At 72.0% G+C, this 26672-nt stretch carries 24 protein-coding genes and 2 pseudogenes; 14 read left to right on the top strand and 12 right to left on the bottom strand.

Going from position 1 to position 26672, the window contains the following annotated elements; genetic code table 11:
• Window positions 1–34 precede the first annotated feature (34 nt).
• On the top strand, window positions 35–2866 hold the full coding sequence (locus tag AC6JBM_RS14610; RefSeq protein WP_497984154.1) for a helix-turn-helix transcriptional regulator: 2832 nt from the start codon (window positions 35–37) through the stop codon (window positions 2864–2866).
• 62 nt (window positions 2867–2928) lie between these two features.
• On the opposite strand, the gene AC6JBM_RS14605 is transcribed toward AC6JBM_RS14610, so the two are convergent.
• Genes AC6JBM_RS14605 through AC6JBM_RS14595 form a run of 3 tightly spaced genes read right to left on the bottom strand, consistent with a single transcriptional unit; the run spans window position 2929 to window position 10461 of the window.
• Window positions 2929–3276 carry a group I truncated hemoglobin gene (locus AC6JBM_RS14605; RefSeq protein WP_350624544.1) on the bottom strand — a complete coding sequence of 116 codons (348 nt, stop codon included), beginning with the start codon at window positions 3274–3276 and terminating at the stop codon, window positions 2929–2931.
• A gap of 50 nt (window positions 3277–3326) precedes the next feature.
• Window positions 3327–7175, bottom strand: coding sequence for a hypothetical protein (locus AC6JBM_RS14600; protein ID WP_497984153.1), 3849 nt, complete (start codon window positions 7173–7175; stop codon window positions 3327–3329).
• Between the two features lie 4 nt (window positions 7176–7179).
• Complete coding sequence (locus AC6JBM_RS14595) at window positions 7180–10461, bottom strand: hypothetical protein (RefSeq protein ID WP_497984152.1); 3282 nt, start codon at window positions 10459–10461, stop codon at window positions 7180–7182.
• A gap of 227 nt (window positions 10462–10688) precedes the next feature.
• Here AC6JBM_RS14595 and AC6JBM_RS14590 point away from each other — a divergent pair, with 227 nt between their 5' ends.
• The 9 genes and pseudogenes from AC6JBM_RS14590 (at window position 10689) to AC6JBM_RS14550 (ending at window position 17447) form a co-directional block, all read left to right on the top strand.
• Window positions 10689–10823 (top strand): hypothetical protein, encoded by a 135-nt coding sequence (locus AC6JBM_RS14590; RefSeq protein ID WP_497984151.1) that lies wholly within the window; start codon window positions 10689–10691, stop codon window positions 10821–10823.
• Between the two features lie 185 nt (window positions 10824–11008).
• A complete protein-coding gene (locus AC6JBM_RS14585; RefSeq protein WP_497984150.1) occupies window positions 11009–11233 on the top strand; it encodes a hypothetical protein in 225 nt (74 codons plus the stop codon).
• Window positions 11234–11665: 432 nt separating this feature from the next.
• On the top strand, window positions 11666–11836 hold the full coding sequence (locus tag AC6JBM_RS14580) for a hypothetical protein (RefSeq protein ID WP_497984149.1): 171 nt from the start codon (window positions 11666–11668) through the stop codon (window positions 11834–11836).
• A gap of 368 nt (window positions 11837–12204) precedes the next feature.
• A complete protein-coding gene (locus tag AC6JBM_RS14575; RefSeq protein WP_497984148.1) occupies window positions 12205–12765 on the top strand; it encodes an NUDIX domain-containing protein in 561 nt (186 codons plus the stop codon).
• 110 nt (window positions 12766–12875) lie between these two features.
• Window positions 12876–13043, top strand: a pseudogene (locus tag AC6JBM_RS14570) (class I SAM-dependent methyltransferase); the annotation flags it as partial.
• A 6-nt stretch (window positions 13044–13049) separates the two neighbouring features.
• The gene (locus tag AC6JBM_RS14565; protein ID WP_497986455.1) at window positions 13050–14087 is read left to right on the top strand and encodes a class I SAM-dependent methyltransferase; all 1038 of its coding nucleotides are present in this window, start codon (window positions 13050–13052) and stop codon (window positions 14085–14087) included.
• Window positions 14088–14160: 73 nt separating this feature from the next.
• Entirely contained in the window at window positions 14161–15252 is a 1092-nt protein-coding gene (locus AC6JBM_RS14560) for a GDP-mannose 4,6-dehydratase (protein ID WP_497984147.1), read from the top strand.
• Entirely contained in the window at window positions 15245–16000 is a 756-nt protein-coding gene (locus tag AC6JBM_RS14555; protein ID WP_497984146.1) for an aldo/keto reductase, read from the top strand. Before AC6JBM_RS14560 ends, AC6JBM_RS14555 begins: the two co-directional genes overlap by 8 nt.
• A 187-nt stretch (window positions 16001–16187) precedes the next feature.
• A complete protein-coding gene (locus AC6JBM_RS14550) occupies window positions 16188–17447 on the top strand; it encodes an ROK family transcriptional regulator (protein WP_497986454.1) in 1260 nt (419 codons plus the stop codon).
• 73 nt (window positions 17448–17520) lie between these two features.
• Here the strand turns inward: AC6JBM_RS14550 and AC6JBM_RS14545 are convergent.
• Both AC6JBM_RS14545 and AC6JBM_RS14540 read right to left on the bottom strand, forming a co-directional pair.
• A pseudogene (locus tag AC6JBM_RS14545) lies at window positions 17521–17859 on the bottom strand (transposase); the annotation flags it as partial.
• A gap of 79 nt (window positions 17860–17938) precedes the next feature.
• Window positions 17939–18451, bottom strand: a complete 513-nt coding sequence (locus AC6JBM_RS14540; RefSeq protein WP_497984145.1) for a MarR family winged helix-turn-helix transcriptional regulator — start codon at window positions 18449–18451, stop codon at window positions 17939–17941.
• Between AC6JBM_RS14540 and AC6JBM_RS14535 the strand changes: the two genes are divergently transcribed.
• Together AC6JBM_RS14535 and AC6JBM_RS14530 are read left to right on the top strand one after the other, a co-directional pair.
• A complete protein-coding gene (locus AC6JBM_RS14535) occupies window positions 18444–19391 on the top strand; it encodes an alpha/beta fold hydrolase (protein WP_497984144.1) in 948 nt (315 codons plus the stop codon). The two genes, AC6JBM_RS14540 and AC6JBM_RS14535, sit on opposite strands and share 8 nt — an antisense overlap.
• Window positions 19392–20111: 720 nt before the next feature.
• Complete coding sequence (locus tag AC6JBM_RS14530) at window positions 20112–20750, top strand: transglutaminase domain-containing protein (protein WP_497984143.1); 639 nt, start codon at window positions 20112–20114, stop codon at window positions 20748–20750.
• A 239-nt stretch (window positions 20751–20989) separates the two neighbouring features.
• On the opposite strand, the gene AC6JBM_RS14525 is transcribed toward AC6JBM_RS14530, so the two are convergent.
• Window positions 20990–21223, bottom strand: a complete 234-nt coding sequence (locus AC6JBM_RS14525; RefSeq protein ID WP_497984142.1) for a hypothetical protein — start codon at window positions 21221–21223, stop codon at window positions 20990–20992.
• A 181-nt stretch (window positions 21224–21404) separates the two neighbouring features.
• The gene (locus AC6JBM_RS14520) at window positions 21405–21671 is read right to left on the bottom strand and encodes a hypothetical protein (protein ID WP_497984141.1); all 267 of its coding nucleotides are present in this window, start codon (window positions 21669–21671) and stop codon (window positions 21405–21407) included.
• Here AC6JBM_RS14520 and AC6JBM_RS14515 point away from each other — a divergent pair.
• Window positions 21664–21975 (top strand): hypothetical protein, encoded by a 312-nt coding sequence (locus AC6JBM_RS14515; protein WP_497984140.1) that lies wholly within the window; start codon window positions 21664–21666, stop codon window positions 21973–21975. The genes AC6JBM_RS14520 and AC6JBM_RS14515 overlap by 8 nt on opposite strands.
• A gap of 25 nt (window positions 21976–22000) precedes the next feature.
• Complete coding sequence (locus AC6JBM_RS14510) at window positions 22001–22354, top strand: hypothetical protein (RefSeq protein ID WP_497984139.1); 354 nt, start codon at window positions 22001–22003, stop codon at window positions 22352–22354.
• Here AC6JBM_RS14510 and AC6JBM_RS14505 read toward each other — a convergent pair.
• The 5 genes from AC6JBM_RS14505 to chsH3 are packed head-to-tail and all read right to left on the bottom strand — an operon-like array spanning window position 22303 to window position 26654.
• The gene (locus AC6JBM_RS14505; RefSeq protein ID WP_497984138.1) at window positions 22303–23112 is read right to left on the bottom strand and encodes a CoA-transferase subunit beta; all 810 of its coding nucleotides are present in this window, start codon (window positions 23110–23112) and stop codon (window positions 22303–22305) included. The two genes, AC6JBM_RS14510 and AC6JBM_RS14505, sit on opposite strands and share 52 nt — an antisense overlap.
• Window positions 23109–23963 carry a CoA transferase subunit A gene (locus AC6JBM_RS14500; RefSeq protein ID WP_497984137.1) on the bottom strand — a complete coding sequence of 285 codons (855 nt, stop codon included), beginning with the start codon at window positions 23961–23963 and terminating at the stop codon, window positions 23109–23111. Before AC6JBM_RS14500 ends, AC6JBM_RS14505 begins: the two co-directional genes overlap by 4 nt.
• A complete protein-coding gene (locus AC6JBM_RS14495; RefSeq protein WP_497984136.1) occupies window positions 23964–25028 on the bottom strand; it encodes an MBL fold metallo-hydrolase in 1065 nt (354 codons plus the stop codon). It lies immediately after the preceding gene.
• Entirely contained in the window at window positions 25018–25782 is a 765-nt protein-coding gene (locus AC6JBM_RS14490) for an enoyl-CoA hydratase/isomerase family protein (protein ID WP_497984135.1), read from the bottom strand. Before AC6JBM_RS14490 ends, AC6JBM_RS14495 begins: the two co-directional genes overlap by 11 nt.
• Window positions 25779–26654, bottom strand: a complete 876-nt coding sequence (gene chsH3, locus AC6JBM_RS14485; protein ID WP_497984134.1) for an enoyl-CoA hydratase ChsH3 — start codon at window positions 26652–26654, stop codon at window positions 25779–25781. Before chsH3 ends, AC6JBM_RS14490 begins: the two co-directional genes overlap by 4 nt.
• Window positions 26655–26672: the final 18 nt, after the last annotated feature.

Here is a 26672-nt window from a genome sequence, read left to right as displayed (position 1 = left end):
GCACCGCAACCTGGCCGTAGTGATCGAACTCGCTATGTCTCGAAGTGCATTGTGGCGAGTGCGTCCTTGGCGGCATCCTGTTGCGGTGGCGGAGGCCGTGGCCAGAGAGCCAGCGGGGCGGCGATGGCCGTTCGCGGCGCGGGAAGGGCTGCTCGATCAGGTCTTGAGCGCGCTGGGTGCGGCGGCGCTCGGGGGCCCACCGACGGCCGTCCTGCTGTGCGGGGAGGCCGGGGCGGGTAAGAGCCGGCTCGCCGAGGAGAGCGTCGAGCGGCTGGTCGCCAACGGGCGGCCCACCGCCCGGGTCACCGCCAGCGCCAGCCTGGCCCAGATCCCGCTCGGTGCGCTGGTCGCGCTGCTCGGCAGCGGCCCCGGGGGCAGCGCCGCGCTGGGTGAGGTCGGGCGGGACCCGCTGCGGCTCTTCGCGCTCGCCCGGGATGTCGTGCTTGCCCGCGGTACCGGCGGACGGCTCTTGCTGTTCGTGGACAACCTGCCGCTGCTCGATGCGGCGTCGGTCGCGCTGGTGGCTCAGCTGCTGCACGCCGGGCTCGCCGATCTCCTGGCCACCCTGCGGGCCGGGGAGCCGCTGCCGGACGCCTTTCTCGCGCTGTGGAGCGGCGATCGGGCCGTACGGGTGGACGTACCGCTGCTCAGCCGGGCCGACTGCGACCGGGTGCTCGCCGCCGCCCTCGGCGCGCCCGTCGCCGCCCGCAGCGCGGCCGAGCTGCACCGGGCCAGCGGTGGCAACGTACTGTTCCTGCGGGAGCTGGTGCTCGGCGCCCGCGCCGCGGGGACCCTCGTCCAGGTGGCCGGGGTCTGGCGGCTCAGCGCGGCACCCGGCGGGACGCCTGCGCTGCGGGACCTGATCGCCGCCCGGCTGCGCGGGCTGGACCCGGCGGAGCTGACCGTGCTCCAGCGCCTCGCGCTGTGCCAGGGCCTCGCCGTCGACGAGCTGCCCGGCCCCGACGACCGGCGGATCCTGTCCCGGCTCGACGAGGCCGGGCTGGTCGGCGTCGAGGAGATGGGTGAGCGGCTGTTCGTACGGCTCGCGCATCCGCAGTACGCGCCGGTGATCACGGCCGGGCTCTCCCGGCTGCGGGCCGCCGACCTCCTGCTCGAACAGGTCGCCCGGCTCGAACCGGTGGCCGGCGAACCCGCCGACCAGCTGCGGGTGGCCATCTGGCGGCTGAGCGCGACCGGCTCCGCAGACCCGGGGCTGCTGCTGCGCGCCGCGCGGGTCGCCCGCGCCGGGCACGACTTCGCGACGGTCGAGCGGCTCGTCGCCGCCCGGGACGGCGTCACCGACGATGACGCGCCGGAGGCCCTGCTGCTGCTCGGCGAGGCCCAGCGCGAGCTCGGGCGCCCCGCGGAGGCCCTGGCCACGCTGCAGCGGGCGGCTGAGCTGCCGGCCTCCGCCCGGCTTCGGGTGCGCATCGCCACGGTCCGCGCCGCCGTGCTGGCGTACCAGCACCAGCGCACCGACGCCGCGCTCGCGGTGCTGCGCGAGGCGCGCCGCGCGGCCCCCGGCCACGAACCGGCGCTGGTGACGGTCGCCGCGACCCTGCTGGGCAGCGCGCACCGGACCGCCGAAGCCCTGGCCGAGCTGGCCGCGGCCGGGCCACCCCACCGGCTCGGCGTCGACGACCGGGCCCGGTGGGCGGTGGCGGCGGCCCGGGCCTACACGGCGGCCGGCCGCGGTACCGACGCCCTCGCCGCGGCGGACACCGCCGTCGCCCTCACCAACGGCGACGCGACCCCCACAACCCACACGACCGCCGGCCACAGCGCCGACGCCCTCGCCGCGGCCGACACCACCGTCGCGCCTGGGGGCGGCGAGGCGGGTCTCGCGGGGCAGCCGCACCGGGCCGGGCCGCTCATGGTTCGGGCCGAGGTGCTGGCCGACGCCGGGCGGATCGACGAGGGCATCGCCGTGGCGCGGGTCGCGCTCGTGCGGGCCGTGGACGACGGCGTCGAGCGGGTGGTGTGCTCGGCCGAGTGGTGGCTGGCCCGCAACCTCCTGCTCGCCGGGCGGCCGCGTAGCGCCGCGCGCTGGTGCCGCGACGTGGTCAGCGGCGCGCGGGTGCACGAGCTGCCGACGCTGCTGCCGCTCGGGCTGGCCGGGCTCACGGTCGCCTCGGCGTGGCTCGGTGACGCCGCCGGGGCCGCGGCCGCCTGGGCACAGCTCGCCGCCGGGCCGGATAGCGCGGCCGAGCCCCGGGACCCGTGGCTGGCCGCGGCGGAGGCGTGGTGCCAAGCGGTCAACGGCGACGCCCGCGCGGCGGTCGGGACGCTGGTCCGGGCGGCCGACGCGGCCGTCGAGCGGGGTCACGTCGCGGCGGCCGCGGCGCTGCTGCACGACGCGGCCCGGCTGGGACAACCCGGCGTGGCCGCGGCCGGCCTGGCCCGGCTGGCCGAGGCGGCCGACAGCCCGCTCATCGCCGCCCGGGCCGCCTGCGCGACGGCGGCGGCGCGGCGGGACGACGCCGGGCTCACGCTGGCCGCCGAGTGGTTCGAGCGGCAGGGCGCCCTGCTGTTCGCCGCCGAGGCGGCCGCGGCCGGGGCACAGGCCGCCCGCGCCGCCGGCTCGGCCCGCCGGGCGGCGGCACTGCTGGCCCGGGCGGCCGCGCTCGCCGCCCGGTGCGAGGGCGCCGCCACCCCGGCGCTGGCCCTCACCGAGCCGGCGCAGGCGCTGACCCAGCGGGAGCGGGAGATCGCCACCCTGGCCGCGGGCGGGCTGACGAGCCGGGACATCGCGCAGCGGCTGCGGCTGTCCGTGCGCACGGTCAACAACCACCTGCAGGCCGGCTACGGCAAGCTCGGCATCACCGGCCGCGACGAACTGCACCGGGCCCTCGGCCGCACCGCATAACAACAGCCAAGCCACGCCAGACGGCCGCGCAAGACGAGCCACCCGGACGCGCCGGTCGGCGGTCAGTCCACGACGGCGGGGCGCAGGGCCTCGATCCGCTCGACGACGGCGCTCACCGCGGCCGGCTCGACCCCCAGATCGCGCAGCGAGGCGGCCAGGTGCTCGCAGAGCCGGTCGAACGCCTCGCCGGTGATCGCCCGGCCGGCGTGGGCCTCGGCCAGCTCCCGCCCCGTGTAGAGGGCGGGCCCGTCCAGCGCTGCCGCCAGGAAGGCGTGCTGGTGGGCCCGCAACCGGCCGAGGTCGATGCCGGCGAACCACGGTGCCAGGTCCGGGTCGGCCACGATGCGCTGGTAGAGCACCGTGACCGTGGCCCGGATCACCGTGGATCCGCCCAGCTGTTCGTACAACACCGGCGGCCGTCCTTTCCGCGTCCCAGCGGTACGAACTGTACTGCCGCGGGTCAGCTCAGCGGCACGACGTCGGTGAACGCCAGGCGCTTGGCCGGCCCCGACCCGTCGCCGTTGACCGAGGCGGTGAGCGTCTCGAACTCCTCGACCACCAGCCGGCCGACGCTCGACGGGGTCGGCATCGTGCCCTGCCACACGGCGACCGCGCCACCCGGCTGCAGGGCAGCGGCCAGGGTCACCGGCGGTGCCGCCGCGCCCGCGTCGACCCAGCCGAGCTCGCCGCCCACGCCGGGGTCGCGGACCTGGGCGGTGACGACGACCGTGCCGGGGCCGGGGCCCGCGCCGGTGGCCTGGAACGCCGGGCCGGTCATCGTCACCTTGGCCTGGCCGGGGCCGGCCGCGTCCCGCTGCACCGTGACGGTCCGGTCGGGGGCCAGGTTGGCGAAGTCCAGCACGACGGGCGCGGACAGCTTGCAGCCCTGGATGGCATCCGGCTGGTACCGCACCAGCGCCAGGCGCACGAACGGCGTGTACCCGGGGCCGAGGCTGACGTCGATGTCGCAGTACCACAGCCCGCGGGCGGGGTCGTAGGCCACCGCGTGTCCGGCGACGTCGACCGGCTCCGGCGCGCCCTCCAGGTCCAGCGCGGTGCCCTGGACGACCGCGTTGGGGAACGAGTTGACGGTCGGCCCGGCCGGGAGGTTGCCGGCGGTGAGGTACACCGGGTCCTCCCCGACGAGCGTGGTGAGCGCCTTCATGCGATCGCGGGCGCCGGCCGCGGCGGGCGTGCGGTCGATGACGACGCCGAGCAGCTCCCCGTCGCCGGAGGTGAACCACGGCCGCTCGAGGTACACGCGCAGGCCCCCGCCCTTGCGGATGCTCGTCGTCGTGTCCCCGGCCACGGTGCGGTTCCAGCGGTACTGCGGGATCGTGTACGCCACCACGGGCGCCGCCGGCTTCGCCGTGGCCAGGATGTTGCGGGTCACCGGCGCCGTGGTCTCCCGCGTGAACGGCGGCACCGCGTAGTCGACGGTCACGGTGTGCCCGAGCGGGATGCCGGACGGGTCGGTCCGGGCCAGCGTGCCGGAGTCGAGGTCCACGGTGTAGTCGCGGCCCTCGGCGTATTCGCCGTGCTCGTCGCAGACCCGCACCGAGCCGGGGGCGAGGCCGTCGACGTCCAGGACGACCTTCGCCGCGCCGAGCGTCACTTCCTTGCGCTCCGCGAAGAAGTGCGTGAACGCCGAGGTGGCGACCGCTTTGTAGGTGACGGTGCGATGCCGGGTGTCGCCGAACTCGTGGCGGGCGCTGATCGGCAGCGATTGCTCCATGTCGGGGTCGTCGGTCACGGTGAAGCCGAACGCGGCCGCGGTGACGGTCCGGCTGACCGGCGCCGGGGTGCCCGGCCCGCGGTCGACCTGCTCGGTCCACTCGCCGTAGACGTCGACCCGGGCGGTGCTGGCCCGGTGCAGGTCGAGCACGTCGGTGTAGGCGGCGAAGGTGCTGCCGGCCGCCCGCTGCGGCTGGAACGCGCCGAACTCCGGGGTGGCCAGCGGCTGGCGCACCGCGTGGACGAGGGTCAGGGTGCGGTACGGCGTCATCATCCAGTGCCGCCCCTCGACCGCCGCCTGGTGCAGGGCGGCCAGGGTGCCCGCGGAGGGCTTCGAGTCCTCGATGAGCTGCCAGACCGCCAGCTGCGGCAGGTCGTCGTCGTAGACGTAGCAGCTCACCCGCAGCTCGGTCCGGGCCGCCTTGGGCAGCGACACCTTCAGCTCCTGGGCGGCCGGGTCGTACGCGGCCCCGGGCGCGCCCTCCTGCACCTTCATGCGGACCGGCCGCTGCTGGAACCAGGGGTCGCCGGCGTTCGGCGCGAAGCTCGCCTTGAACACGCCTGCCTGTCCGGGCAGGCCCTGGACGGCGACGCCGCGGGCGATCGGGTCGGGCAGGTACGGCAGCTCCAGCTGGTCGACGTCGAAGTGCACCTGGTCGATGCGGCCCGGGTCGGGGCTGGCCTGCTTCGATGCCTCCAGCGACCCGCCCTCGCGGGAGGTGATCTGCGCCCAGGCGGCCGGGTCGAGCGCGCCGCCGCTGTCGAAGCGGCCGTGCTGCTCGGCGACGATCTGTGCGCTCTGTGGCGGTACCAGATGGGCCTGGGTGTCGCTCTTGGCCGGGGTGTCGTAGTTGGAGCGGATGACGAGCCGGCCGACGTCCTCGCCGGTGGTGCGCGCCCGGCGCAGCGCGACGACCGGCGACTGCACCGGCTCGTAGCGGCCGAAGCGTACCGGCGGGGTGAGCGTGGCCGGGTCGGCACCGGCCGGGCTCGCGGTGAAGCGCACGGAGCGGCCGGCGATGTCCACCGCCCGCATCCGGAACCGGTAGGTGCGTCCGAAGCGCAGCGCCGGCAGGGTGCCCGGCGCCGCGCGGAAGCTGACCTGCAGCGGGTACACCGTCGGGTTGGGCTTCTTCTCCGGCGTCTTGTCGACGTTGTCGGCCGGGTCGATCGCCGTGCCGGGCTTGGGCGCGGAGAGGCTCCAGCCGTTCCAGCGGAACATGGTCTCCTGCAGGTACAGGTCGGGCGACGACCCGTCGGCGGCGCTGGTCGTGCCGAGGGTGAGCGTGCCCTCGTCGGTGATGTCGAGATCGGTGCCGGTGCCGGTGAAGGTGTACTTCCCCTGCCGGGCGTTGAGCTGATGCCACGCGTTGGTCACGGTGTCGTACACGTCCACGCGGTAGCCGCGCACGAGGTCCTCGGCGTCGAGGAGCACCGGCTGGTTCGCCTCGGCCGCGTCGTAGATCTGCTTGGCCCGCTGCAGGTCGGCGGCGAGGGTGGCGGCCCGCCCGACGCGGGCCACGGAGAAGCCGCCGGTGCGCAGGCTCGGCAGCGAGTACGAGTCCGGCTGGCCGGCGTAGACGTGCTCGCGCGAGCGCTGGAGGTTCACGGCCAGATCGAGGGCCTTGACCGCGGCGCCGTCCGGGTCGACGCCGATCACCGCGTACCGGGTCGGGTCGCCCAGCGGCAGCAGCCCGCCGACCAGCTCCGGGGCGGCGGCGCGCGGCGCGGCGGTGAGCGCGCCGGCGGCGATGCGGACCCGGACCCTGGGCAGCTGGTCGGTGCTGGCGGCGATCGACGGCGACCAGGACGGCACGGCCGACAGCTGCCCGTCCAGGGGCCCGGCCGGCAGCGCGGTGCTGGGGATCTGCAGGTCCACGACGATGCCGAGCAGGCGCTGCAGCTCCGGGTAGTCCGAGGTGAGCGCCAGGATGTCGTGGAAGTCCAGGTCCGGCGGCTTGATCTCGACGAGCTGCTCGCCGCGCGGCCGGTGGAACCGGCGCAGCTGCCAGAAATCCAGCGCGGGGGCGGGCGCGCCGGGCGGGACCGCCTTGTTCTGGTTGAGGATCTGCTCGATGATCTGCTCGGCGTTGCGGGTGCCGGTCTCGCGGTCGTAGCTGATCGGGCCGAGCAGGTCCGGCCCGGTGAGCTCGGTGTACGACGGGAAGGCGGACGGGTTCGTCACCGCGAGGCGCTGGTAGCGGGTCAGCAGGAACTGCGTCACGTTGCGGACCGGGTACGAGCGGATCTTGCGGTTCGCCAGATCGTTGAACGCCTGCGGCCGCACGTAGGTCTTGCCCGGCAGCAGCGCCTTCCACAGGTCGCTGCGCGGCTTGGACACCATGGTGGCCGGGATGAGCTGCGGCTGCGGGGCCTCCAGCCGCAGCGCCCAGTCGATCCTGCCCAGGCGGGCCGGCCAGTCGAGCCAGTCCGGGAACATCGACAGCGACGGGCGGGGCAGGTTCTCGTCGGTCCGCAGCCGCGGCGCGACGTGGACCGAGACGACGGTCGTGCGGGCGGCCGGGGTGCCCGGCACCGTGGGCACGGCGGTGAAGACGACGGCTTGGCTGCGCATGGTCTCAGGCTCCGATCGGCGCGAACGCGCTGGCGTAGTCGTCCCAGTAGCTCTGGGCGGGCATCTGGTCCAGGAAGGTGGGGTCGGCCTCGTCGCCGCGGAACTTCTTCTCCGCGTGCAGGCTGACGCTGGCGTTGAAGAAGCCGACCTGCACCTCGACGGTGAGCGTCGCCTGGCCGATCATCTTGTTGCCCTGCGACTGGTAGGTCAGGCCGAGGTACATCTCGATGGAGAGCGAGACGATGCCGGCGAAGGCGGTCAGGCCGCCGTGCATCCGCACGTAGCCGGTCAGCTGCAGGGCCTGCTTGCCGTGCGGGTCGATGTCCAGGCGCAGGTAGATGCCGGCCATCGCCTCGATGTTGCCGCTGGCCACGCCGAAGTCGGCCTCCAGGTGCGCGCCGAACTCGAGCGCCACCTCGAAGAATTCCATGCCGTCGGTGCCCACGCCCATCGTGAGGTAGCCACCGCCGCCGAAGCAGTACACCGACAGCAGGAACGGGTTCTCCCGCTCGGCGAAGTGGAACAGGAACCGGACCGGGCGCGGGCCGTTCTGGTTGCCCACCGCCATGAGCGGCAGGACCACGCCCATGCCGAACATGATGTTCTTCAGCGTGAACACGCCGACCGTCAGCGGCGGCAGGGTCGCCTTGAGCCCGACCTCGATCCGGTCGTCGAGCTTGTGCACGAGCACGCCCGGCTTCGGCTGGCCCGCCGGCGTCACCGACTTCATCTTGTCGGCGAGCTTCTGGATGTACTGCAGCACGCCCTTGAACCGCACGTCCCCGATCGACGGGTCGACGACGGTGTCCTTGCCGGTCTCGGCCTGGAACACGAACCGCTGGAAGTCGATCTCCAGGAAGTTCTCGATGTCGCCGAGCAGCCGCAGCGTGAACGCCGGCTTGTTGTCCAGCGCCGGCTGCGGCTGGGTCTGGTCGCCGTCCGGCAGGTCCTTGACGAGGTTCCACGGCTCGCGGTTGAGCAGCAGCGCCTTGAACGTGAAGTGCTTCTCGGCGGGATTCGCCGGGTCCGACGCGACGGTGATGTCGATCTCGCAGTACGTCGTGTCGGTGAACTTCAGGATGCCCAGGGGGTCGCCCTCGCGCAGCTTGGGGCGCAGCGAGAACGTCTGCGCCTCGCTGTTGTGCGGGCCGTCGATCGGCACCGGGCCGAAGCCGTCGCTGCTGCGCAGGGCCATCGCGCCGGTCCCGGTGGCGCCGTCGGTAACCGAGACCGGCTGCACGACGTCGCTGAGCTTGATCCCGCCCAGAATCTGCGGGTCGTTGGGGGCCGCGGCCAGGATGGCGGGCGTGTCGACGGTGCCGCCGGCGAGCGTGGCCGGGTCGCCGCCGGCCGGGCCGAAGAGCCGGGAAAGCATGGTGATGCTCAGGCCCGGGGTCAGCGGCCCGCCGCGGTCCGAGCCGATGCCGAAGCCGACCGGCTTGACCAGTGCGGCGAACACCTGGCCGGCGTTTTGGGCGCCGAAGCCGTACTTCAGGTACCGCTGGTCCACCTCGAGGTCGACCGGCCCGAGGTCGGCGCCGCCGAGGTGCTCGGCCGCGGCCAGCCGGATCGTCGCGCCGGAGAGCACCGGGTGGCAGCGCGGCTGGTCGTGGGCGAGGAACTGCGCGTCGGCCGGGCCGGCGACCGGCGCCTGGGCGGCGAAGGTCAGCGCGACGGCCTGCACGTCGGTGTCGCCCGGCTCGGCGCTGGGGGCGAGCCCCACCGTCTGGCCGTTCAGCGGCCGGCGGCGGATCGGGTCGCTCGCCGCGAGCGCGTTGTAGGCGGCGCGGACCTGGCCGGCCGAGGCCTCGGCGAACGCGATGGTGGAGTCGACGAACACGGCCGGCGCGGTGAAGTCCACCGCCCGGCCCACGTGGTCGATGCCGGTGAAACTGAACTGGTACGGCGCCCCGCCCACCTTGGGCAGCAACGCCGCGCCACCGAGGGCCGGCACGAACGCGGTCGCCGGGTCGAGGTCGGGCGTGATCGAGGTCAGCAGGTCGATGCGCTGGAACGGCAGGCCGCGGCCCCCGTCGGCCTGGGCGAAGCCGGCGAAGGCCTGGCTGCGCCGGCGGACGACGAGGAACGAGCGCTGCCGCAGGTAGGCGGCGCGCTTGCCGCCCGGCGTGCCGGCGATGCGCCGCTCGGTCACCGTGACCAGCGCCGCCTGGTGGCCGAAGGGCAGCAGGTACCCGCGGCTTACCACCCGGACGTTCATGTCACGGCCCAGCGTGGTGCGGTGCTTCCAGTCCAGGATGGACAGTACGTTCGCCGGCGGGTTCCAGGAGCCCTGCAGATCGGCCGAGGCGCCCTGCGGGGTGAGCACGAGCCGCCGCACGTCGATCGGCTGCGGCGTGTACCCGGCGATCGCGTAGTCGGCGGTGGCCCGCACGATCTGCAGCCGGTCCCGGGGCGTGAGCGTCGCCCGGAACGGCTGGCCCGGGGCCGGGATCGTCGCGCCGTCGGGCGCGCTCTTCGCGCCCGGGCTGCCGGCCGGCAGCAGCCAGGCCGGGAAGTCGGGGTCGGTCGCCCACAGCGCCCGGACGGTGCGTTCGCCGCCCTGCTCGTCGACGGTCCCGTCGGGCTTGGCCACGCCGAGGCGGGTGTGCCACAGCTCGGTGCGGCCGCCGTGCTCCGCCGGCTGCGTGGCGTGCGCCCATCCGGCCTGCGCGTGCGGTGACAGCAGCAGGCGCCACGGTACCTCGATGGCCGTCTCCTGCAATCCCGGCGCGGTGATCGGCAGCGGCCCACCGGCGGGCGTGTCGCGCGGCAGCGCGGCCGGCGCCACCTTCAGCGCAAACTGGCCCCAGGTGAGCATCGTCGTGTCGTCGAACGGGATCGCCGCCATCGTCGGCGGCACCTCGAAGGCGAGCCGGCTCGCCGCGGACAGCCGCGTCGCGACCGGCCACGCCGGGGCGTCGGCGGCGCCCGCGCCGGTCGGGTCGGGCTCCCGGAACGCCTGCTCCTGCAGGTGCTGCGGCGGGAAGACGACCACGACGTAGGCCGGCGCGGCCGGGTCGATGCGCAGCAGCACGGGCCCGCTCGCCGGCCGGGACAGGGTCAGGTTGTAGGCGTCGAAGCGCAGGTTGAGCTGGTCCTCACGGCGGCGCAGCACGCGCGAGAAGCTCGGCGCGCCGGGGTCGGCGGAGGTCTTCACGAGCGGTGCTGTGCCGTCGCCGTCCAGGCCGGCGCCGGCCAGCGCGGCCAGGGCGCCCGCCTGCAGCCCGTAGCCGACGACCCGGCGGCGGGTCAGTCCGCGCCGCGCCCGCCGCTGTTGCTCCTCCATCGCGTCTCCTCAGGTCCGCTGGTCTCTTGCCGCAACCAGCCAACCCGCGCCCGGCCGGGACGGCCTGAGCAAGGGATACTCACCCGGGCCGCCCCGGGTACCTGTGACGCGCCCGACACCGGGCCCCTGAGCAGGGCGCCGAGGCGGTGGCCAGGGCCGGTTCACCGCACGGCTGTCGCACCCTCGACAGTTGCCGGCGCGCGTCCGGCCGGGGCTACCGTCGCGGCATGGCCCTGACCACGGCGGCTGTGGAGCGCTCCGAGGCATCCCGGCGGCGCCTGGAGGCCATCGCCTACCGCATGCCCGGGTTCACGGCCGAGGCCGAGGACGCCGTGCAGGAGGCGGAAGGTGTCCATGACTAGTGGCGACGCTCGCCGCCGGGTCTCGCCGGTGGCCGCCGACCGGCACCTCCCCGTCACATACCGATGCGCGACATCGTGTCCCTGAGCAATACCGCCGTCATGATGAGCACCGCTTGCTCAGGCGCGCGGGCCGGGATGGCGGCCAGCATGGTTCCAACGCAACGACATCCATCACGGAGGTACACATGACGCTCAGCCGCGCCGGCGCAGTCCTCGCCGGCCTTCTGCTCGCGGTCGTCGGCCTGGCCGGCCCCGCCCAGGCCGGCATCATCGTCCAAGACGCCACCTTCCCGCCCGGCCCGACGGCGACCGGCGTCACCACCAACGACGCCTACCCGCCCGGTCCGACGGTGACCGGGGTTGCCACCCACGACGCCCCGGCGCCGTCGGCCATCGGCCCGGAAATCTGACGAGCGTCCGGCCCGGCGGCCCGGCCCCGGCCGATCGGTTCGCGACCGCAAGGTCGCGCCCGGCCGGCCGGGGCCAGGCGTCGTGGGCCGCGATCCGGTCGCGGACGGCGCTGAGGCAGCCGGCCGCGCGATGACCGGCTCGACCGGCGCGGCGAACAGCTTCGCCGCCACGTTCACCACGGCGCGCTTCGGCGGCCGGAACGACTCGCCCAGCCCGGTGTTCGACGAACACCGGGCTGTGTCGTCCCAGTGCAGTCGCCCCGTCCGGCCGCCAGTAGGGCGCCACGCGCTCGTGGACATCGACCGCCTCGTCCGGGTCAGTGCTCCGGCCGGTGCGCTCGAACCGCATCCGCAGCGCTATGCCGCCGTTGGACAGCCGCCATCCCCTGTCTGGCTCCCCGTCGCAGGCCGCTGGCCGCCCTGGCCGGCTCCATGCTCGGCTGGCCGTTGTTCGGCCTGCTCGCCGGCAACGCCCTGGTGCCCGAGCGACCCGCGGACATCGCCGCGCACCTGGTCGGCTTCGCCGCGTTCGGCGCTGTGCTGTCCGCGACCGCGACCGGGATGAGGCGACGACCAGCGTCCCCGGCAGCATCGATGCGCTGAGTGCCGCCGGCGTCGAACCTTGCCCGCGCCCCGCTCCATATGGTGAAAAAATCCTCGACCCCGCATCCGGCCCCGGCAACATCACTTGAGAACGCACACGTTATCGCTGGATAGAGTGCGAATCATGCCCGATGAGGACCCGCCGCTTCGGACTTGGTCAACTCTATTTGTCATTGTCCGCAACAAATCTGGAAGCGGCCGGGATTGCACGCCACCGACACACCTGCAAGACTGGTGCGCAAGCGCTGATCGTGATGGGAGCCCATGGCGTCCGTCATGTGAATGGGCACGGTGGCAGCGCTGCCTCATCCTCCTTTTGACGCTGGTCAGGTTCAGCTCGCCTAACGACCCAGGCAGGGAGTAGAGCATTGGAAGCTGTCGTCCACGAGCTTGTCGAGGACAATTTTACGACCCGCGACGTCCCGGACTTCGGTCTATCGGAAACCGATTATGGGCGCGCACTGGACAATATGGTGCAGGCCAACGTCGATGTGATCGTCCATACGAGCCGGGGCGACGTCCTGCTGGGATACCGCAAAGACATGCCATTGCGCGACATGTTCTGGGTCTTCGGCGGCCGCATGAAACTGGGCGAGACCCTCATCGACACTGCTGTGCGGGGCCTCTCCCGCGAGGTCGGTCTCGATGTCGACCGGGACCGGCTGGTGTTGGACAACGTTTACAACGTCATGTGGGGAACCAGAACCGCGCCACCCGAGGAGCACGGATTCCAGACCCTCCTCACCTTGATGAAATACGAATGCAGCGACAGCGAGGCTTCATCCCTCAGCGCCGCGGACAACACCCATGCCTGGATTCGATGGTATTCCCCGGTCGAGCTGCGCGATTTCTGCGTATCGGGCTCTGAACAGCTCCACCCGTTCCTTCCCATCGTCTTGAAGAACGCGGGCCTGTTGCCGGCGGCATAGCTCGAGGGCGCGATTCCGGCTCTTCGAAGACAGCCGCCGACGACCCGGCCGCGCCCTGCGAACGACCGTCGGAGGCGCTCGACACATTCGCTGATTCCTGGAGGCATCGTGTGAACTGCCGTTCCTGTCAAACCTCCGGCCTGACCGAAATCCTGGACCTCGGCAACCAGTACCTCAGCGATTTCCGAGACGACGACCGCCGACCGCCGCAGTGGCCACTGGTGCTGATGTTGTGCCGGCGGTGCGGGCTGGTCCAGCTCCGCGACACGACCCCACGAGCGTTGATGTACCACGACCGGTACGGCTTCCGGTCCGGGGTCAACGAGGCGATCCGCGAAGACCTGCGCAGCGTCGTGGACGACGCCCTGCGGCGACATCGCGGCGCGCGGTGGTGGCTCGACATCGCTTGCAACGACGGCACCCTGCTGTCATTCGTGCCCGAGCGCATCCACCGGGTCGGGGTCGACCCGGTGGCGACGTTCGAACCGGAGTCACGGCGGCACGCCGACCGCATTGTCGTGGACTTCTTCGACCCGCGGCGGTTCGTGTCGGGCGGGACCAGCACGACGTACGAAGCGTTCGACGTCATCACCAGCATCTCGATGTTCTACGACCTCGACGACCCGAACGGGTTCGTGGCCGACGTGGCAAGCGTCCTGGCGCCGGACGGGATCTGGGTGATCCAGCAGAACTACGCACTGACCATGTTCGAACTCGGGGCGGTCGACAACGTCTGCCACGAGCACATCACCTACTGGACGCTGGCCGCCCTGGAGCACCTGCTCCACCGGCACGACCTGGAGGTCAACGATGTGCTGCTGTCGGGCGTGAACGGTGGCTCCTTCCGTACGGTGGTGTCCCGCCGCGGCAGCCGGCCGGTCAGCCCGGCGGTGGCGGCCCAACGGCAGCACGAGGCGCGGGCCCACCTCGATCGGCCCGACGCGTGGGCGAAGTTCGCCGTGCGGGTGCGCACGGCGTTCGACGACCTGCGCCGGCTCATTGACACGATCAACGCCGCCGGTCAGCGCTGCTACATCTACGGCGCCAGCACGCGGGGCGGAACGATCTGGCAGGCCGCCGGCCTGACCGTGGACGACCTGCCGTTCGCGGTGGAGCGGCAGGCCGCCAAGATCGGACGGAAGATCGCCTCCATCGGCGTGCCGATCATCTCCGAGGAGCAGGCCCGCGCCGACCATCCGGAGTACATGCTCGTGGCGCCGTGGTTCTTCCGGGACGTCTTCATCGACCGGGAGCGCGACTACCTGCGGGCCGGCGGTCGGCTGATCTTCCCGCTGCCGGATCTGGAAGTCGTGAGCGCCTGACCGGGCCCGGCATCGGGTCCGCGGGCGACCGTCGAAGCGGGAGTCGACCAGCCGGCTCCCTTGAGGAGTTCCAGTGCCACGTGCACTCATCACGGGAATCACCGGACAGGACGGCATGTACCTCGCCGAGTTCCTGACGGCGAAGGGATACGAGGTCTTCGGCCTGGTCCGGGGCCAGCAGAACCCCAAAGCCCCCGCCGTGCGACGAGCCGTACCGCCGATCCGCCTCGTGGACGGCGACCTCCGCGACCTGCCGAGCCTGATCGCGGCCCTGGAGATCGCCCGACCCGACGAGGTCTACAACCTCGCAGCAATCAGCTTCGTGGGGATGTCCTGGAACCAGGCCGAACTCACCAGCGAGATCACCGGGATGGGAGTGCTGCGGATCCTCGAGGCGGTCCGCATCCACACCCAGAACGACATGTCGAAGGTCCGCTTCTACCAGGCGTCGAGCTCGGAGATGTTCGGCAAGGTCCACGAGGTGCCGCAGACCGAGACCACGACGTTCCATCCGCGCTCGCCGTACGGCGTTGCGAAGACGTTCGGCCACTACATCACCGTCAACTACCGCGAATCCTACGGTGCTCACGCGTGTTCGGGGATCCTGTTCAACCACGAGAGCCCACGCCGGGGCCAGGAGTTCGTCACCCGCAAGGTCACGCGCGGGGCGGCCCGCATCGCGCTCGGGCTGCAGAGCGAGCTCGTCCTGGGCAACCTCGACTCGCGCCGGGACTGGGGCTTCGCCGGCGACTATGTCGAGGCGATGTGGTTGATGCTCCAGCAGGACGAGCCGGACGACTATGTGATCGCCACCGGCGAGACGCACTCGATCCGGGATCTGCTCGACATCGCCTTCAACCGGGTGGGCATCGCGGACTGGGAGCGCCATGTCCGGCAGGACCCGAACCTCTTCCGCCCCGCCGAGGTGGACCTGCTCATCGGCGACGCCACGCGGGCCCGGGAACGCCTCGGCTGGAAGCCGCGCGGCGACTTCCGCTCCCTCATCGAGACGATGGTCGATGCCGACCTGGCCGACTCGAGCCGGGAGGCCTCAGCCTCGACAAGGAGGACCTCTGACGATGGGCGCCACCAACGTCCCGACTACGACGCTGGGCTCCGGCCTCACGATGCCGTACCTGGGCCTCGGCACGTGGACGATGACTGACGCCGATGCCGCGGACACCATGCCGGTGGCCGCCGGCCTCGGCTACCGGATGATCGACACGGCGGCTCTGTACCAGAACGAGCGAGGGGTGGGCCAGGGGGTCCGCGGCGCGGGCACACCGCGGGAGGAGTTCTTCATCGTCTCCAAGGTGCGCGGCCGTGATCACGGATACGACCGTACGTTGAAGGCCTTCGACGAGACACTGGACCGCCTCGACATGGACTACCTCGACCTGTACCTGATCCACTGGCCGATGCCCGGGCGGGGCCTCTACGTGGAAACGTGGAAAGCTCTCGTCAGGATCCTCCGCGACGGGCGTACGAAGGCGATCGGCGTCTCGAACTTCACGCCGACGTACATCGACCGCATCGTCGCCGAGACGGGCGTCGGGCCGGCGGTGAACCAGATCCAGCTGAACCCGCGGGTGACGCAGCGGGCGTCCCGCGCGTACGCCGCGGAGCACGGGATCGCACTGCAGACGTGGCGACCGCTGGGCCAGGGCGACCTGCTCGCCGAGCGGGTGGTCCAGGACAGTGCCGAGCGCCACCGCAAGACGCCGGCCCAGATCGTGCTGCGATGGCACCTGGAACACGGCCTGAGCCCACTGCCCAAATCGGTGCGCCCTGACCGGCTGGCCGCCAACATCGACGTCTTCGACTTCAGCCTCACGCCCGCGGAGATCGACGCGATATCCGGCCTGGACGGGACCGAGATCGCCGACGACCCGGCGACCACAGAGGTCGACTGACCAGGACCGCCGCCCGGGGCTCGGTCCGACGCCGGCGCGGATGCGGACGGGCAGCCGCGCGCGCCCGCGTCGGCGGGGTTCTCGGTACGCTGGAGCCTTGGCGTGCGGCGCCCGCCGGTCCTGACGCGGGCTCCGCCGGTGACCGTCCGAGCAGATGTCGGAGGTTCGCGTGGCTCTACAGGATCCAATGCCCAACCTCGGCATCCTGTTGCGATACGTCCATCTCGACGGGGCGGTCTCCCGCACGGTGCTGGCCGAGCGGATGGGCCTGAACCGCAGCACGATCATGTCCCTGACCGCCGAGCTGCTCACTGCCGGACTGGTCCGCCAGGAGACGCCGGCCGAGACCGGCCGGCCGGGGCGCCCGTCGCTGGTGGTGCGCCCCGAGCGTGACCGGGTCCACGTGCTGGCCTTCGATGTGGCCGTGGACCGGGTGACCGCGGCCAGGGTGGGTCTGGGAGGGTCCGTGACCGACCGGCTCGAAGCGGTGCGGCCCAGGGCCGGAGCCGATCTCGACCGGGTCGTCGAGGTGCTGGCCCGCTTCGGCCGTCGGCTGCACGACTCGGCGCCGCCCGGTTCGGCCTGCGTCGGGATCGGCGCGTCCTACTGCGGCATGATCCGGCCCGCTGACGGCATGGTGCGCTTCGGCCCTGACCTCGGCTGGGTGGACCAGGCGTTCGGCGCCGAGCTCTCCCGGCGGCTCGGCCTGGGCCTGCCGGTGACGGTGGGCAACGAGGCGCACCTGGGCGCCATGGCCGAACAGCAGCGCGGCGCCGGCATCGGACTGCAGAACCTCGTCTACCTGCACGGCGATGCGGGAGTCGGCGGCGGGATCATCGTCGGCGGCAAGCTGCTCGACGGCGACGGCGGCTACGGCTGCGAGGTCGGCCACATGGTGATCAACCCCTACGACGGGCGGGCCTGTGGTTGCGGATCCCGGGGGTGCTTCGAGGCCGAGGTGGGCGAGCGAGCCCTGCTCGACAAGGCGGGGAGGCCGGCGACGCAGTTCGGCCGTGACGCCGTGCGGGCCGTCGTCGACGACGCCGACCGGGGCGATCCGGCCGCGTTGGACTCGGTGCGGCGCATCGGGGACTGGCTCGGCATCGGCGTCGCCAATCTCATCAACCTGTTCAACCCGGCCATGGTGATCTTCGGCGGGATGCTGCGCGACGTCTATCCGGCCGCGATGGCGCAGGTGCGTCACCGCATCGCGAGCAACGTCCTGCCGGTGGCCCGTGAGCGGGTACAACTGCGCACCTCGGCGCTGGGTGACGACGCGACACTCGTCGGCGCCGCCGAGCTCGGCTTCGCCCCGCTCCTGGCCAACCCGCAGCACCTGCTCACCCATGCGATGGCGGCGCCCGCCCGGCCCGCACGGGCGCACGCGCGACGCCATGGTGCGGGCGCGGGCAAGCGGGGCGTCGCCGAGGTGAGCTCCCCCGCTTGAGCCGCGGCTCGGGCGACCCGCGCCGTCGCGGTCGCCGCCGCCCGGCGCGTCGTGCTGTGACCGAAAACGTTCGCCGGGTAGCGGGCTGGCCCCATCGGCGTTGGCGTTCGCAGCGGACGCGGGCGCGCCCGCGGCGCTGGGCGGGCAGCACGTGGGGGTGGCGGCGTTGCGCCAACGCAGGTACTGGTGCAGCGTGCGGGTGGCGACGGTGCGGCTCGGGCGGTTTGACCCGGCGACGACGAACATGCGCAGTGGTCCGAAGTGCGCCTCGATCGGGTTGGCCCAGGACGAGTAGGTCGGGGTGAAACACAGCTTGACTCGGTCGCGGGCGGCCCAGGGCTCGGATGGCCTTGCCTTTGTGCGTAGACAGGTTGTCCAGGACGACGTAGACCGGCGCGCCGTCCGGCCGTGCAGCAGGTTGAGGTAGCCCCGGCGCTCACCGACGGCAGCCATCAGCGAAGACCCGATCTGCTGGGAGAGCAGCTGGAGTTCTATGCGATCCAGCCTGGGGACTCCAACCGGATGGTGTCATGGCCGACGAACGTCGTGAGCTGTTCTTCGAGGCGAGCGAGATCATCGTGGCCGAGCTGGTCGGCCCACGCCCGTCGCAGGTCGTCGAAGACTGATTCGCCTGCGTGCATGACCTGATGTCCCAGGTCTGTCACCCGTATCCGCTTGCGTCGCCTATCGACGGAGTCCTCCTCGACGGCGACCCAGCCGCGCTCCACGAGAAGCGCGATCGTCTTCGCCGCCGCCTGCTTGGTGACCGAGAGCGCCCGCCCCAGCTCGGACGCAGTCTCAGCCCCGAGATCAATCGCGCTCATCGCATAGTGCAGCGAGGGGCGGACGTCCTCGTATCCGCGCGCTTCGAGTTCGAGCACGGCGGCGTCGACGAGCTTCCGGTAGCTGCCCAACAACAGCAAAGCGAGGTTCGGGCCGGGTCTGATCACGGGATCAGCATAGGCGGAGGTGTAGACAACGACAACCATGTTGTCTATGGTCATTGGACAACACGGTTGTCTAATGCCTGAGGAGGGCTCCACCGTGACTACGACATATCCGACTCCCACGATCGCCGGGGTCAAGCATCACGCGGCCGCCGTCAACGGCACCGAACTGCACTATGTGTCCGCCGGCAACGCCGGATCCCCGATCCTGCTGGTGCACGGATTCCCAGAGAGCTGGTGGGCATTTCGCAAGGTCATCCCCCTGCTCGCCAAGACCCACCGCGTGTTCGCGGTGGACCTGCGCGGCTTCGGCGACTCCCTGCCCGCCGAGGGCGACTACAGCAGCGCCACCGCGGCGGAGGACCTGCACCAGTTGATCGGCCACCTCGGCGTGGGACCGGTGCACCTGACCGGACAGGACATCAGCGGCGGAACGGTGTTCCGGGTCGCCGCGACGCACCCCGAGGACATCGCGAGCCTCACCGCGATCGAGATGGGTCTGGCCGGGTTCGGTCTGGAGGGCTTCGCGGACGTCACACACGGCGGTTCATGGCACATTGGCGTCCTGGCCGCACCGGGCATCCCCGAGATGTTGCTGGTCGGTCGGGAGCAGGAGTTCTTGGGCGGGTGGGCGTTCCCCGCGATGACGGCCGTGCCGGACTCCATCACCAACGAGGACGTGGCCGAGTTCGTCCGCGTCTACGCCCGCCCCAACGGATGGCGTGGAGCGATCGGGCTGTACACCTCGATGCTCGCCGAGGGAGAACAGCTGCAGGCCCTCGCGGCATCGGCACCGCTGAGCGTGCCGGCCCTCGCGGTCGGTGGCTTCGGTGGACCGTTCACCGAAATCACCCTCAACCAGGTCTCCACCAAGCCGGCCAAAAGCGTTCTGCTCGAGGGCGTTGGGCACTACGTGGCGCTCGAGGCGCCGGAGGCTCTTGCGTCGGCGATCCTCGAGTTCGTCGGAGACGTCGACGGCAAGGAGATCGGGGTCTGAGAGGCATGACCGCCGGGCCCATCGTTCGGCCGCCTGGCGGCCGGACGATGGGCCCGGCGGTGCGGCAGGCGTCGCCCGTGTCAGGTTCGACGAGAACGCCCACCAACGCGCACTTCCTGTTCAAGGAGATATGTTCGCCGGACAGCGCACCCGATCAATGGAAGCCGGATGATCCAACTCCGATCCTGACGATGGCGTCGACGTGCGCCCTACTCAAGGCGTCGTTGAATGGCCCGCAACGCTGGCCGCCGGCGGGTCCCGACCCGACCCGCGCCACGATCGCCGCCCACGCCACTGCCGGCGCAACGAACAACCAGGGCCGAGACACGCCAAGAACAAGAGCAACCACTGGCCGCGCCACCGCAAGCACGACCGGGATCGAACCCTCCAACCCAGGCGCAGGAGTGATACGCTATCCCAAACTTGAACACGTTCAAATCGGAGGCTCGTCATGGTTGAACCGGATCCGAACCATGCGACATGGCAGCAACGGGAGCCGGTTCGGCCCGCCGGTGTCATGACCGCCACTGTTCTCCTGCTGGCCCTGTGCTCACCACTTCAGCTGGCTTTCCTCGCCGTGTCGACCGCGAGCGGTACCACTGGCGCGATCTTGTGACTAGCCGGATACTCACTCCCTGGTGGCAGGCTCGGACTGCGTCCGTTAACACCAGTGCCGGCAGTACCGCGGCGACGCGGATCCTCGACTGGGCCAGCGTCCCGGTGCTCAAGCTGATGTCCGATCTTGAACCCGGCGTCGATCCGTTGACTCGGCTGCGTTCGGCGCACAGCCTGATCGCGGCCCGGGTTCGGCCCGTCTACGCCGTCGACGATCAACAGCCGGTTTCAGACACGCTGGCTCGTCGTCGTGGATCGTGCAGCCAGCGACTCGCGGTGCTGGAAGCGGTTGCCCGGGCGATGGGGATCGCCACCCGCTGCCGGGCACTGTTGGTGGACGGGCGTTTCTGGTACCCGCGTTTCCCCCGGTTGCGCTATCTCGTCCCCACTGAGGTGCTGCTGGCCTGGCCCGAGTTCCGTCTCGGCTGCCGGTGGATCTCCACGACCGAGCTGTTCGGCTCGGTCGAGCAACTCAGTGCCAGCGGTGGCGGCTTCACCAACAGCGGCGGAGAGACGCTTTTTGACGCGGTGGCACGCACTGCCGTGGACTGGGACGGCGTAAGCAGCACGCCGGGCGCCTGCGTGGCTTGCGATCTGTCCGCGGCAGTCCTTGCCGACCTGGGCCATTTCGACTCCCGAGATCAACTATTCGCCACACACGGCCAGACCATGTGCTGGGGAGCTCGGACCCTCGCCGCGCCAATCCTGAACCGCTGGACAGCGGGTCGCCCTCATCGAGGCTGATTTCGACAGGTGGCCGATCGGTATCGGTTCGCACCAACACGACATCGCCGACCGAAGCGCCCCTGGGCACGAGATGACGCATCACAACTTCGGGCCGCTGCCACTCTCGGCCATCTCCGGCCATCTAGATCTAGCGACTGAACTCTCAAGATCACACATCCGGTCATAGCCGCGATGGGCGCTGGGTCCAGCCTCGGCCGGAAGGTGAGCGACGGTGCGGACGTGCAGGTACGGACGTCCTACGGTTCGACGGCGGTGAGCACGAGGTCGTGCGGCCACTCGTCGTGCAGGACCCGGTCGAGTTCGGGGTCGGAGGAGCTGTCACAGTAAGGCGTCTCGTCCGGGTTGCGAACGACCGCTTGGACGGGGACGGCGAGCAGACTCCACGGCGCTATGGCGTTCGCGAGCCAACCCGCCACCACGAGGTCCTGATACGCGGGACCGACTTGCGGGCATTCGAGCTTGTCATCCACGTGCCCGCAGTCCGCTCCTGTTCAGCCAGTTCCAGCACAGGGTCCGGCAGGGTGAAACGGACATGACGGTTGTGCAGGTCGACGGTCCGACCACAAGACGGGCACTCAGGCAGCACGGCTCGAGTGTCCCAGGCGACTCCCCGACAGGGTGGCACCGGACCTGGCCGGTGATGCAATCCGACTACGGCTCGGTAGCACCGCTCTCCAACGCCAACGGCATGGTCAGGTGCGCGCCCATGCCGTGACGGTCCAGCTGGCGGCTCGGCGCGCGGAAGATGCCGATGGGCGGATGGTGCTTGACTGTGCCTCCGGGCAGAATTCTGGTCATGCTGGGCAGACGGAAGCGGGCCAGTTCAAAGCCGGCCGCGGTGTCCGATGGGTCGCCGACTCCGCCTCCGGGCTTCTCCATCGCGCAGATCACCGCAACACTGAGGTCCAACATGGCCAACGCCGGAGACTTCAGCTTCGAGGCGATCAAGGCAATGGGCAATGCCGTGCCGCTTCTCGTGACCAATCGTGGGGAGACGATTCTGGAGCTGTGGCTTGAGCCTATCGGTCAGGACTACTGGCTGCTGCCCGGCGAGACCGTCACGGTCACCTCCTACGGAACCTGGAGCGGCCATCCGTTCGAGACGCTCCACGAGCCCGGTCGGCTGACGGTGTGGGCCACCTCATGCTTCGCCACAGTCTCCGACGAAATCGGCGCCGAGGTTCCCGGCGGGCGGAACCGACCGCCGACAACCAGCGATTAGCCGCGCCGCGCCCTCATATCGCCGTGTGCTCGCTGACCGCCGCACGGCGCGTTCGGCGCTGCTGTCGGCATGGCCGCAGCCGCGCAAGCCGCTCCCGCCGCGGCCCGCGAAGCTGGACGAGTTCAAGCCGGTCATCGACGGCATCCTGCTCGCGGACCTGGAGGCGCCCCGCAAGCAGTGGCACACCATGAAACGGATCTACGATCGGCTGATCGCCGAGCACGACATGCTCGACGTGTCCTACGCGGTGGTGCGCGCCTACGTCGCAGACGACACTCGGCACCGGGGAGCTTGCCCCTGCCGCCACATGGCAATGACACGCGCCGATCAAACCGGCATCGACCGGCCGGTCGATGGGCGGAAGCCGCGCTTGCGGTAGCCGTGCGGGTCGATCCTCTCGCGGATCAGGCCGACCTGCTCGGCCGTCGGCGGTGTGGTGCTCGCGACCCGGGGCGGGAGGACCGGCGCGAACCCGGTGGCCGACAGCACCTCGTCGACGCTGATGCCCGGATGTACCGACTTCAGGCGCATGCGCTGCGAGTCGGGCGCGAAGTCGAAGACCGCCAGGTTCGTCACCACGAGGGCCGGCCCGCCGCGCAGACCGAGCCGGGCCCGCTCGCCGTGCCCGCCGAGGTAGCCGGCGCCGGAGCGGAAGTCGACCCGTTCCACCAGCGTCCGCGGGCTGTGGTCGGTAACCCAGTAGATGAGCTGCTTGTCGAGCGCGCCCATGTCGCCCAGTCCGGCGGTGCCCGGCAGCCGCACCCGCGGGTGGTCGAACGTGCCGATGACGGAGTTGTTTGCGTTGCCGTACGCGTCGAGCTGGGCCGCGCCGACGCAGAACTTGCGCAGGAATCGGTCGCTGGCCACGTAGTCCCAGAACTCGGCGTAGTGCTCGAGGTACATGACGGCGTCGCGCCACAGTGGGGCCTCGAAGCTGGAGGCGGTGAGCTGCGGGTCGAGCGGGTCCACACCGGACGATCCAGCGATCCAGACGAGGTCGGGTGCGTGGGTCAAACGGGCCAGCTGGATCGCGCACACCGGCAGGACGGAGGACAGGCCGTTGCAGACCTGGTCGTCGTTGTCGAAGCACGCGGCCAGCGTCGCGATCATCAGCTCGTCGACCGAATAGTCGGTCACCGCTGGCCGACCAGTCCCAGGTACTCCCGCTGGGTCGCGGGGCCGCGCACGTACCGATCCAGGAACGCCCGGCACGCGTCGTCGTCGGCCGCGGCCTCGACCCACGCGGTGAAGAACCCGGCGTCGTAGTCGTACGCCGGGAACAGCGACGTCGGATGCGCGCCGAACGGCGCCTCCACCACGGCATCGACGGCGAAGCCGGGCAGGATCGTGCGGTCCGGCGCCCGCCGCAGCTCGGCCGAGCCGACGACCCGCTCGACCGACACGATGACCCGTCGCGACGCCCGGGGCAGCGTCGTCAGCGTGGGCAGGCGTACCCCCGGATCGATCCCGACGTTGCCGGAGCGATCGGCGCGATGGGCATGCAGCACGGCGACGTCCGGCCGCAGCGCGCGGCAGGCGACGACGGGCGGCCCGCCGAACGGGTCCGGGATGACCTTCAGCGCGTCGTTGCCGACATCGAGCAGGTCGGTGCCGATCAGCCCACGCGTCGGCAGGAACGGCAGCCCGCGGCTGGCGGCGCCGAGCCGGGCGTACAGCGCGGTCTCCGACAGCTCCTCGACGGCGATGGCGCCCGACTCGACACCGCGCCGGAACCGCTGGCACAGCCCGAAGTGCTCCATCGTGACGGCGGCGAACGTGCACCGGGCCAGCGATCCGGCGGCGGCGAGCCAGTCGACGGGCAGCCCGCCGCTGAGGCAGACCAGCGACAGGTCGCGACGCCCGGCGCGGATGATCTCGCGCACGAGCGTCATCGGGGCGCACTGGGTCGGGCCGGCCTGCAGGCCGACGACGTCGCCGTCCGAGATGAGCTCGACCGCCTGCTCGGCCGAGACGACCTTGTCGCGCACCTATCCGGCCCAGTACTGCCGGACCCCGTCGTCCTCGGTGCGCCGCAGCCGGCCGGTGCCGACCAGGACGTCGAGGTGCGCGGCGGTCTCGGTGACGGCCAGGCAGCGGCCGAGCACGTCGAGGTCGTCGAAGGCGCGGCCGCGGCGGGTCCACCGCAGTCGCTGCGCGACCTCCAGCGCGGTGGCCGCACCCGCGGCGACCACGGCGGCGGTCTGCTCCAGCCGGGTGTCGTGGTGGGCGACGAGCTCGTCGACGCGCGCGTGCACGCTGGGCCCCGGGTGGCCGTGGGCCGGCAGCATGGTGCGGTCGGGCAGGTCGCGGACCAGCCGTAGCGAGTCGAGGTAGTCGCGCAGCGGCGACGCGGCCGGGCTCGGCTCGAAGCCGATCGACGGGGTGATGTGCGGCAGGACGTGGTCGCCGCAGAACATCACGTCGCGGGCGGCGTCGACGAACACGACGTGGCCGCGGGTGTGCCCCGGGGTGGGGTACGCCTGCCACGTGGCGGTGTCCAGCGCGATGGCCGACGGCGGGTCGATCCACTCGTCGGGGAACGCCCAGTCGGCCGGGTCGTGCTCGACGGGCACGTCGGCGACGAGCTCCTTGGCCAGCGCGGGGGCGCCGCCGAGGCGCAGCTGCCCGCACAGGGCGGCCCAGGGTTCGGTGACCAGTGCCTGCGCGGCGCACAGCGTGCCCTCCTCGGCCAGGCCGAGGCCGATCCGCAGCCGCGGGTGGCGCTCCCGCAGCCGGACGGCGAGGTTGTAGTGGTCGCGGTGGGCGTGGGTGACGAGGATCCGGCTGATCCGGTCCTCGTCGGCGTCGAGGGCGCGCAGGGCCTGCCGCAGCCGGGCCTGCGCCTCCGGCAGCGCCCAGCCGGAGTCGACGAGGACGATCGCGTCGCCGTCGCGGACCGCGTAGACGTTGACCGCACGCAGGCCGTCCTGCGGCATCGGCAACGGGATGCGGTACAGCCCGGCGCCGAGCTCGTACACGCCGGGCTCGGTCCAGTCACGCCCGGGATCGTCGGGGCGGACCGGCAGCGGTGCCCCGTCGCGGTCAGCGGCCACGGAACACAGCCGGTCGCTTGGCGGCGAACGCCGCGAACGCCTCGGCGACGTCGTCGGTCGCGGTGTTGACCGCGGACGCGGCCGCCTCGGCGTCGAGGGCGTCGTCGAACGTCGAGGTGAAGGAGGCGTCGAGGAGCCGCTTGGTGAGGGCGAGTGCGATCGGCGGTCCGTCGGCGAGGCGACGGGCGAGCGTGCTGGCCGTGTCGAGCAGGTCGTCGGGGGCCGTCACCTCCGACACCAGACCGAGGTCGCGGGCCTGCTCGGCGGTGATCGTGTCGCCGAGCAGCGCGAGCCGCTTGGCGGTCTGCAGGCCGACCAGGCGGGGCAGCAGCCAGCTGCTGCCGAAGTCGGGCGACAGGCCGCGCTTGACGAAGACCTGGCAGAAGGTCGCGGCCGGCGAGGCGACGACGAGATCGCAGCCGAGGGCGAGGCTCATCCCGGCGCCGACCGCCGGTCCGCCGACGGCGGCGACGGTCGGTTGCGGCAGCCGGTGCAGGGCGCGGGCCGCGTCGTTGATCCGGTCCATGAGGCGCACCACGGACTCCTCGGGCACGCCGGCCGAGAGGTCCGCGCCGGCGCAGAACGCACCGCCGGCGCCGGTGATGAGCACGGCCCGGTCGGCCGGCGTCCGGGCGATCTCGCCGAGTACCCGGCCGAGTTCGGCGAACCCGTCGACGGTGAGGGCGTTGCGCCGCTCGGGACGGTCGAGGGTCAGCCGGACCACGCCGCTGTCGCGTTCCACGGCGATGCTCACGCGGGCAGTCCTTCCTCGACGGTCAGCTCGCCGCCGGCCAGGGCGGGGGCGTTGTCGCGCTCGTCGACGGTGGAGACGAAGAGCAGCCGGCCGTCCTCGCGCCAGACCGACGTGCGCAGCGTCTCACCGGGGTACACGACGCCCGCGAAGCGCGCCTCGATCGCCCGGACCCGCTCGGCGCGGCCGTCGAGCACAGCGTCGACGATCGCCCGGCAGGCGATGCCGTACGTGCAGAGCCCGTGCAGGATCGGCCGCGGGAATCCGGCGGCCTCGGCGACCGCGGGATCGGCGTGCAGCGGGTTTCGGTCGCCCAGCAGGCGGTACCACAGCGCCTGCTGCGGCAACGTCGGGGTGACGATCGTGTGGTCGGGCGCGCGCTGCGGCGGATCCGGCGGGCCGGCCGGGCCGCGGTGGCCGCCGAAGCCGCCCTCGCCGCGGGCGAACATCCGCATGCTGGAGGTCCACAGTGCGACACCGTCGATGCCGGTCGCCTCGGTGTCGACGACGATCACCGCCGCCGATCCCTTGTCATAGAGGTCCGCGACCCTGGTGCGGACCGCGGCCTTGCCGTCGCGCGGGATCGGGTTGTGCAGCTCGACCCGCTGGCTGCCGTGCAGGATCTTGCGCAGGTCGACCTCGACGCCGGGGTACGCCACCCGCGGCGGCCGGGTCGCCCGCAGCATCGGCGCGACGACGGCGAACGTCGGCACGACGACGGAGCCGGACTCGGTCGCGTAGCGCAGCTCGGCCGGGTCGACCGGGTCGGCGCCGGCGCCGAGCGCCAGGTGGTAGAGCAGCACGTCGGACGCGTCCCACCCGATCTCCTCGACCGTCGGGGGCGCCGCCAGGGCTACGCCGGGATCGATCGGCATCCGGTTCTCCTTCTCGTT

Source organism: Dactylosporangium thailandense, from assembly GCF_059739745.1.
This window is presented reverse-complemented; position numbering and strand designations above follow the sequence as displayed.

Coding starts and splice junctions, on each gene's coding strand:
- AC6JBM_RS14610 (WP_497984154.1), top strand. CDS start 35: ATGTCTCGAAGTGCATTGTGGCGAGTGCGTCCTTGGCGGCATCCTGTT.
- AC6JBM_RS14600 (WP_497984153.1), bottom strand. CDS start 7,175: ATGCGCAGCCAAGCCGTCGTCTTCACCGCCGTGCCCACGGTGCCGGGC.
- AC6JBM_RS14595 (WP_497984152.1), bottom strand. CDS start 10,461: ATGGAGGAGCAACAGCGGCGGGCGCGGCGCGGACTGACCCGCCGCCGG.
- AC6JBM_RS14590 (WP_497984151.1), top strand. CDS start 10,689: ATGGCCCTGACCACGGCGGCTGTGGAGCGCTCCGAGGCATCCCGGCGG.
- AC6JBM_RS14585 (WP_497984150.1), top strand. CDS start 11,009: ATGACGCTCAGCCGCGCCGGCGCAGTCCTCGCCGGCCTTCTGCTCGCG.
- AC6JBM_RS14580 (WP_497984149.1), top strand. CDS start 11,666: ATGCTCGGCTGGCCGTTGTTCGGCCTGCTCGCCGGCAACGCCCTGGTG.
- AC6JBM_RS14565 (WP_497986455.1), top strand. CDS start 13,050: ATGTACCACGACCGGTACGGCTTCCGGTCCGGGGTCAACGAGGCGATC.
- AC6JBM_RS14555 (WP_497984146.1), top strand. CDS start 15,245: ATGACTGACGCCGATGCCGCGGACACCATGCCGGTGGCCGCCGGCCTC.
- AC6JBM_RS14550 (WP_497986454.1), top strand. CDS start 16,188: ATGCCCAACCTCGGCATCCTGTTGCGATACGTCCATCTCGACGGGGCG.
- AC6JBM_RS14535 (WP_497984144.1), top strand. CDS start 18,444: ATGGTCATTGGACAACACGGTTGTCTAATGCCTGAGGAGGGCTCCACC.
- AC6JBM_RS14540 (WP_497984145.1), bottom strand. CDS start 18,451: ATGACCATAGACAACATGGTTGTCGTTGTCTACACCTCCGCCTATGCT.
- AC6JBM_RS14515 (WP_497984140.1), top strand. CDS start 21,664: ATGGCCAACGCCGGAGACTTCAGCTTCGAGGCGATCAAGGCAATGGGC.
- chsH3 (WP_497984134.1), bottom strand. CDS start 26,654: ATGCCGATCGATCCCGGCGTAGCCCTGGCGGCGCCCCCGACGGTCGAG.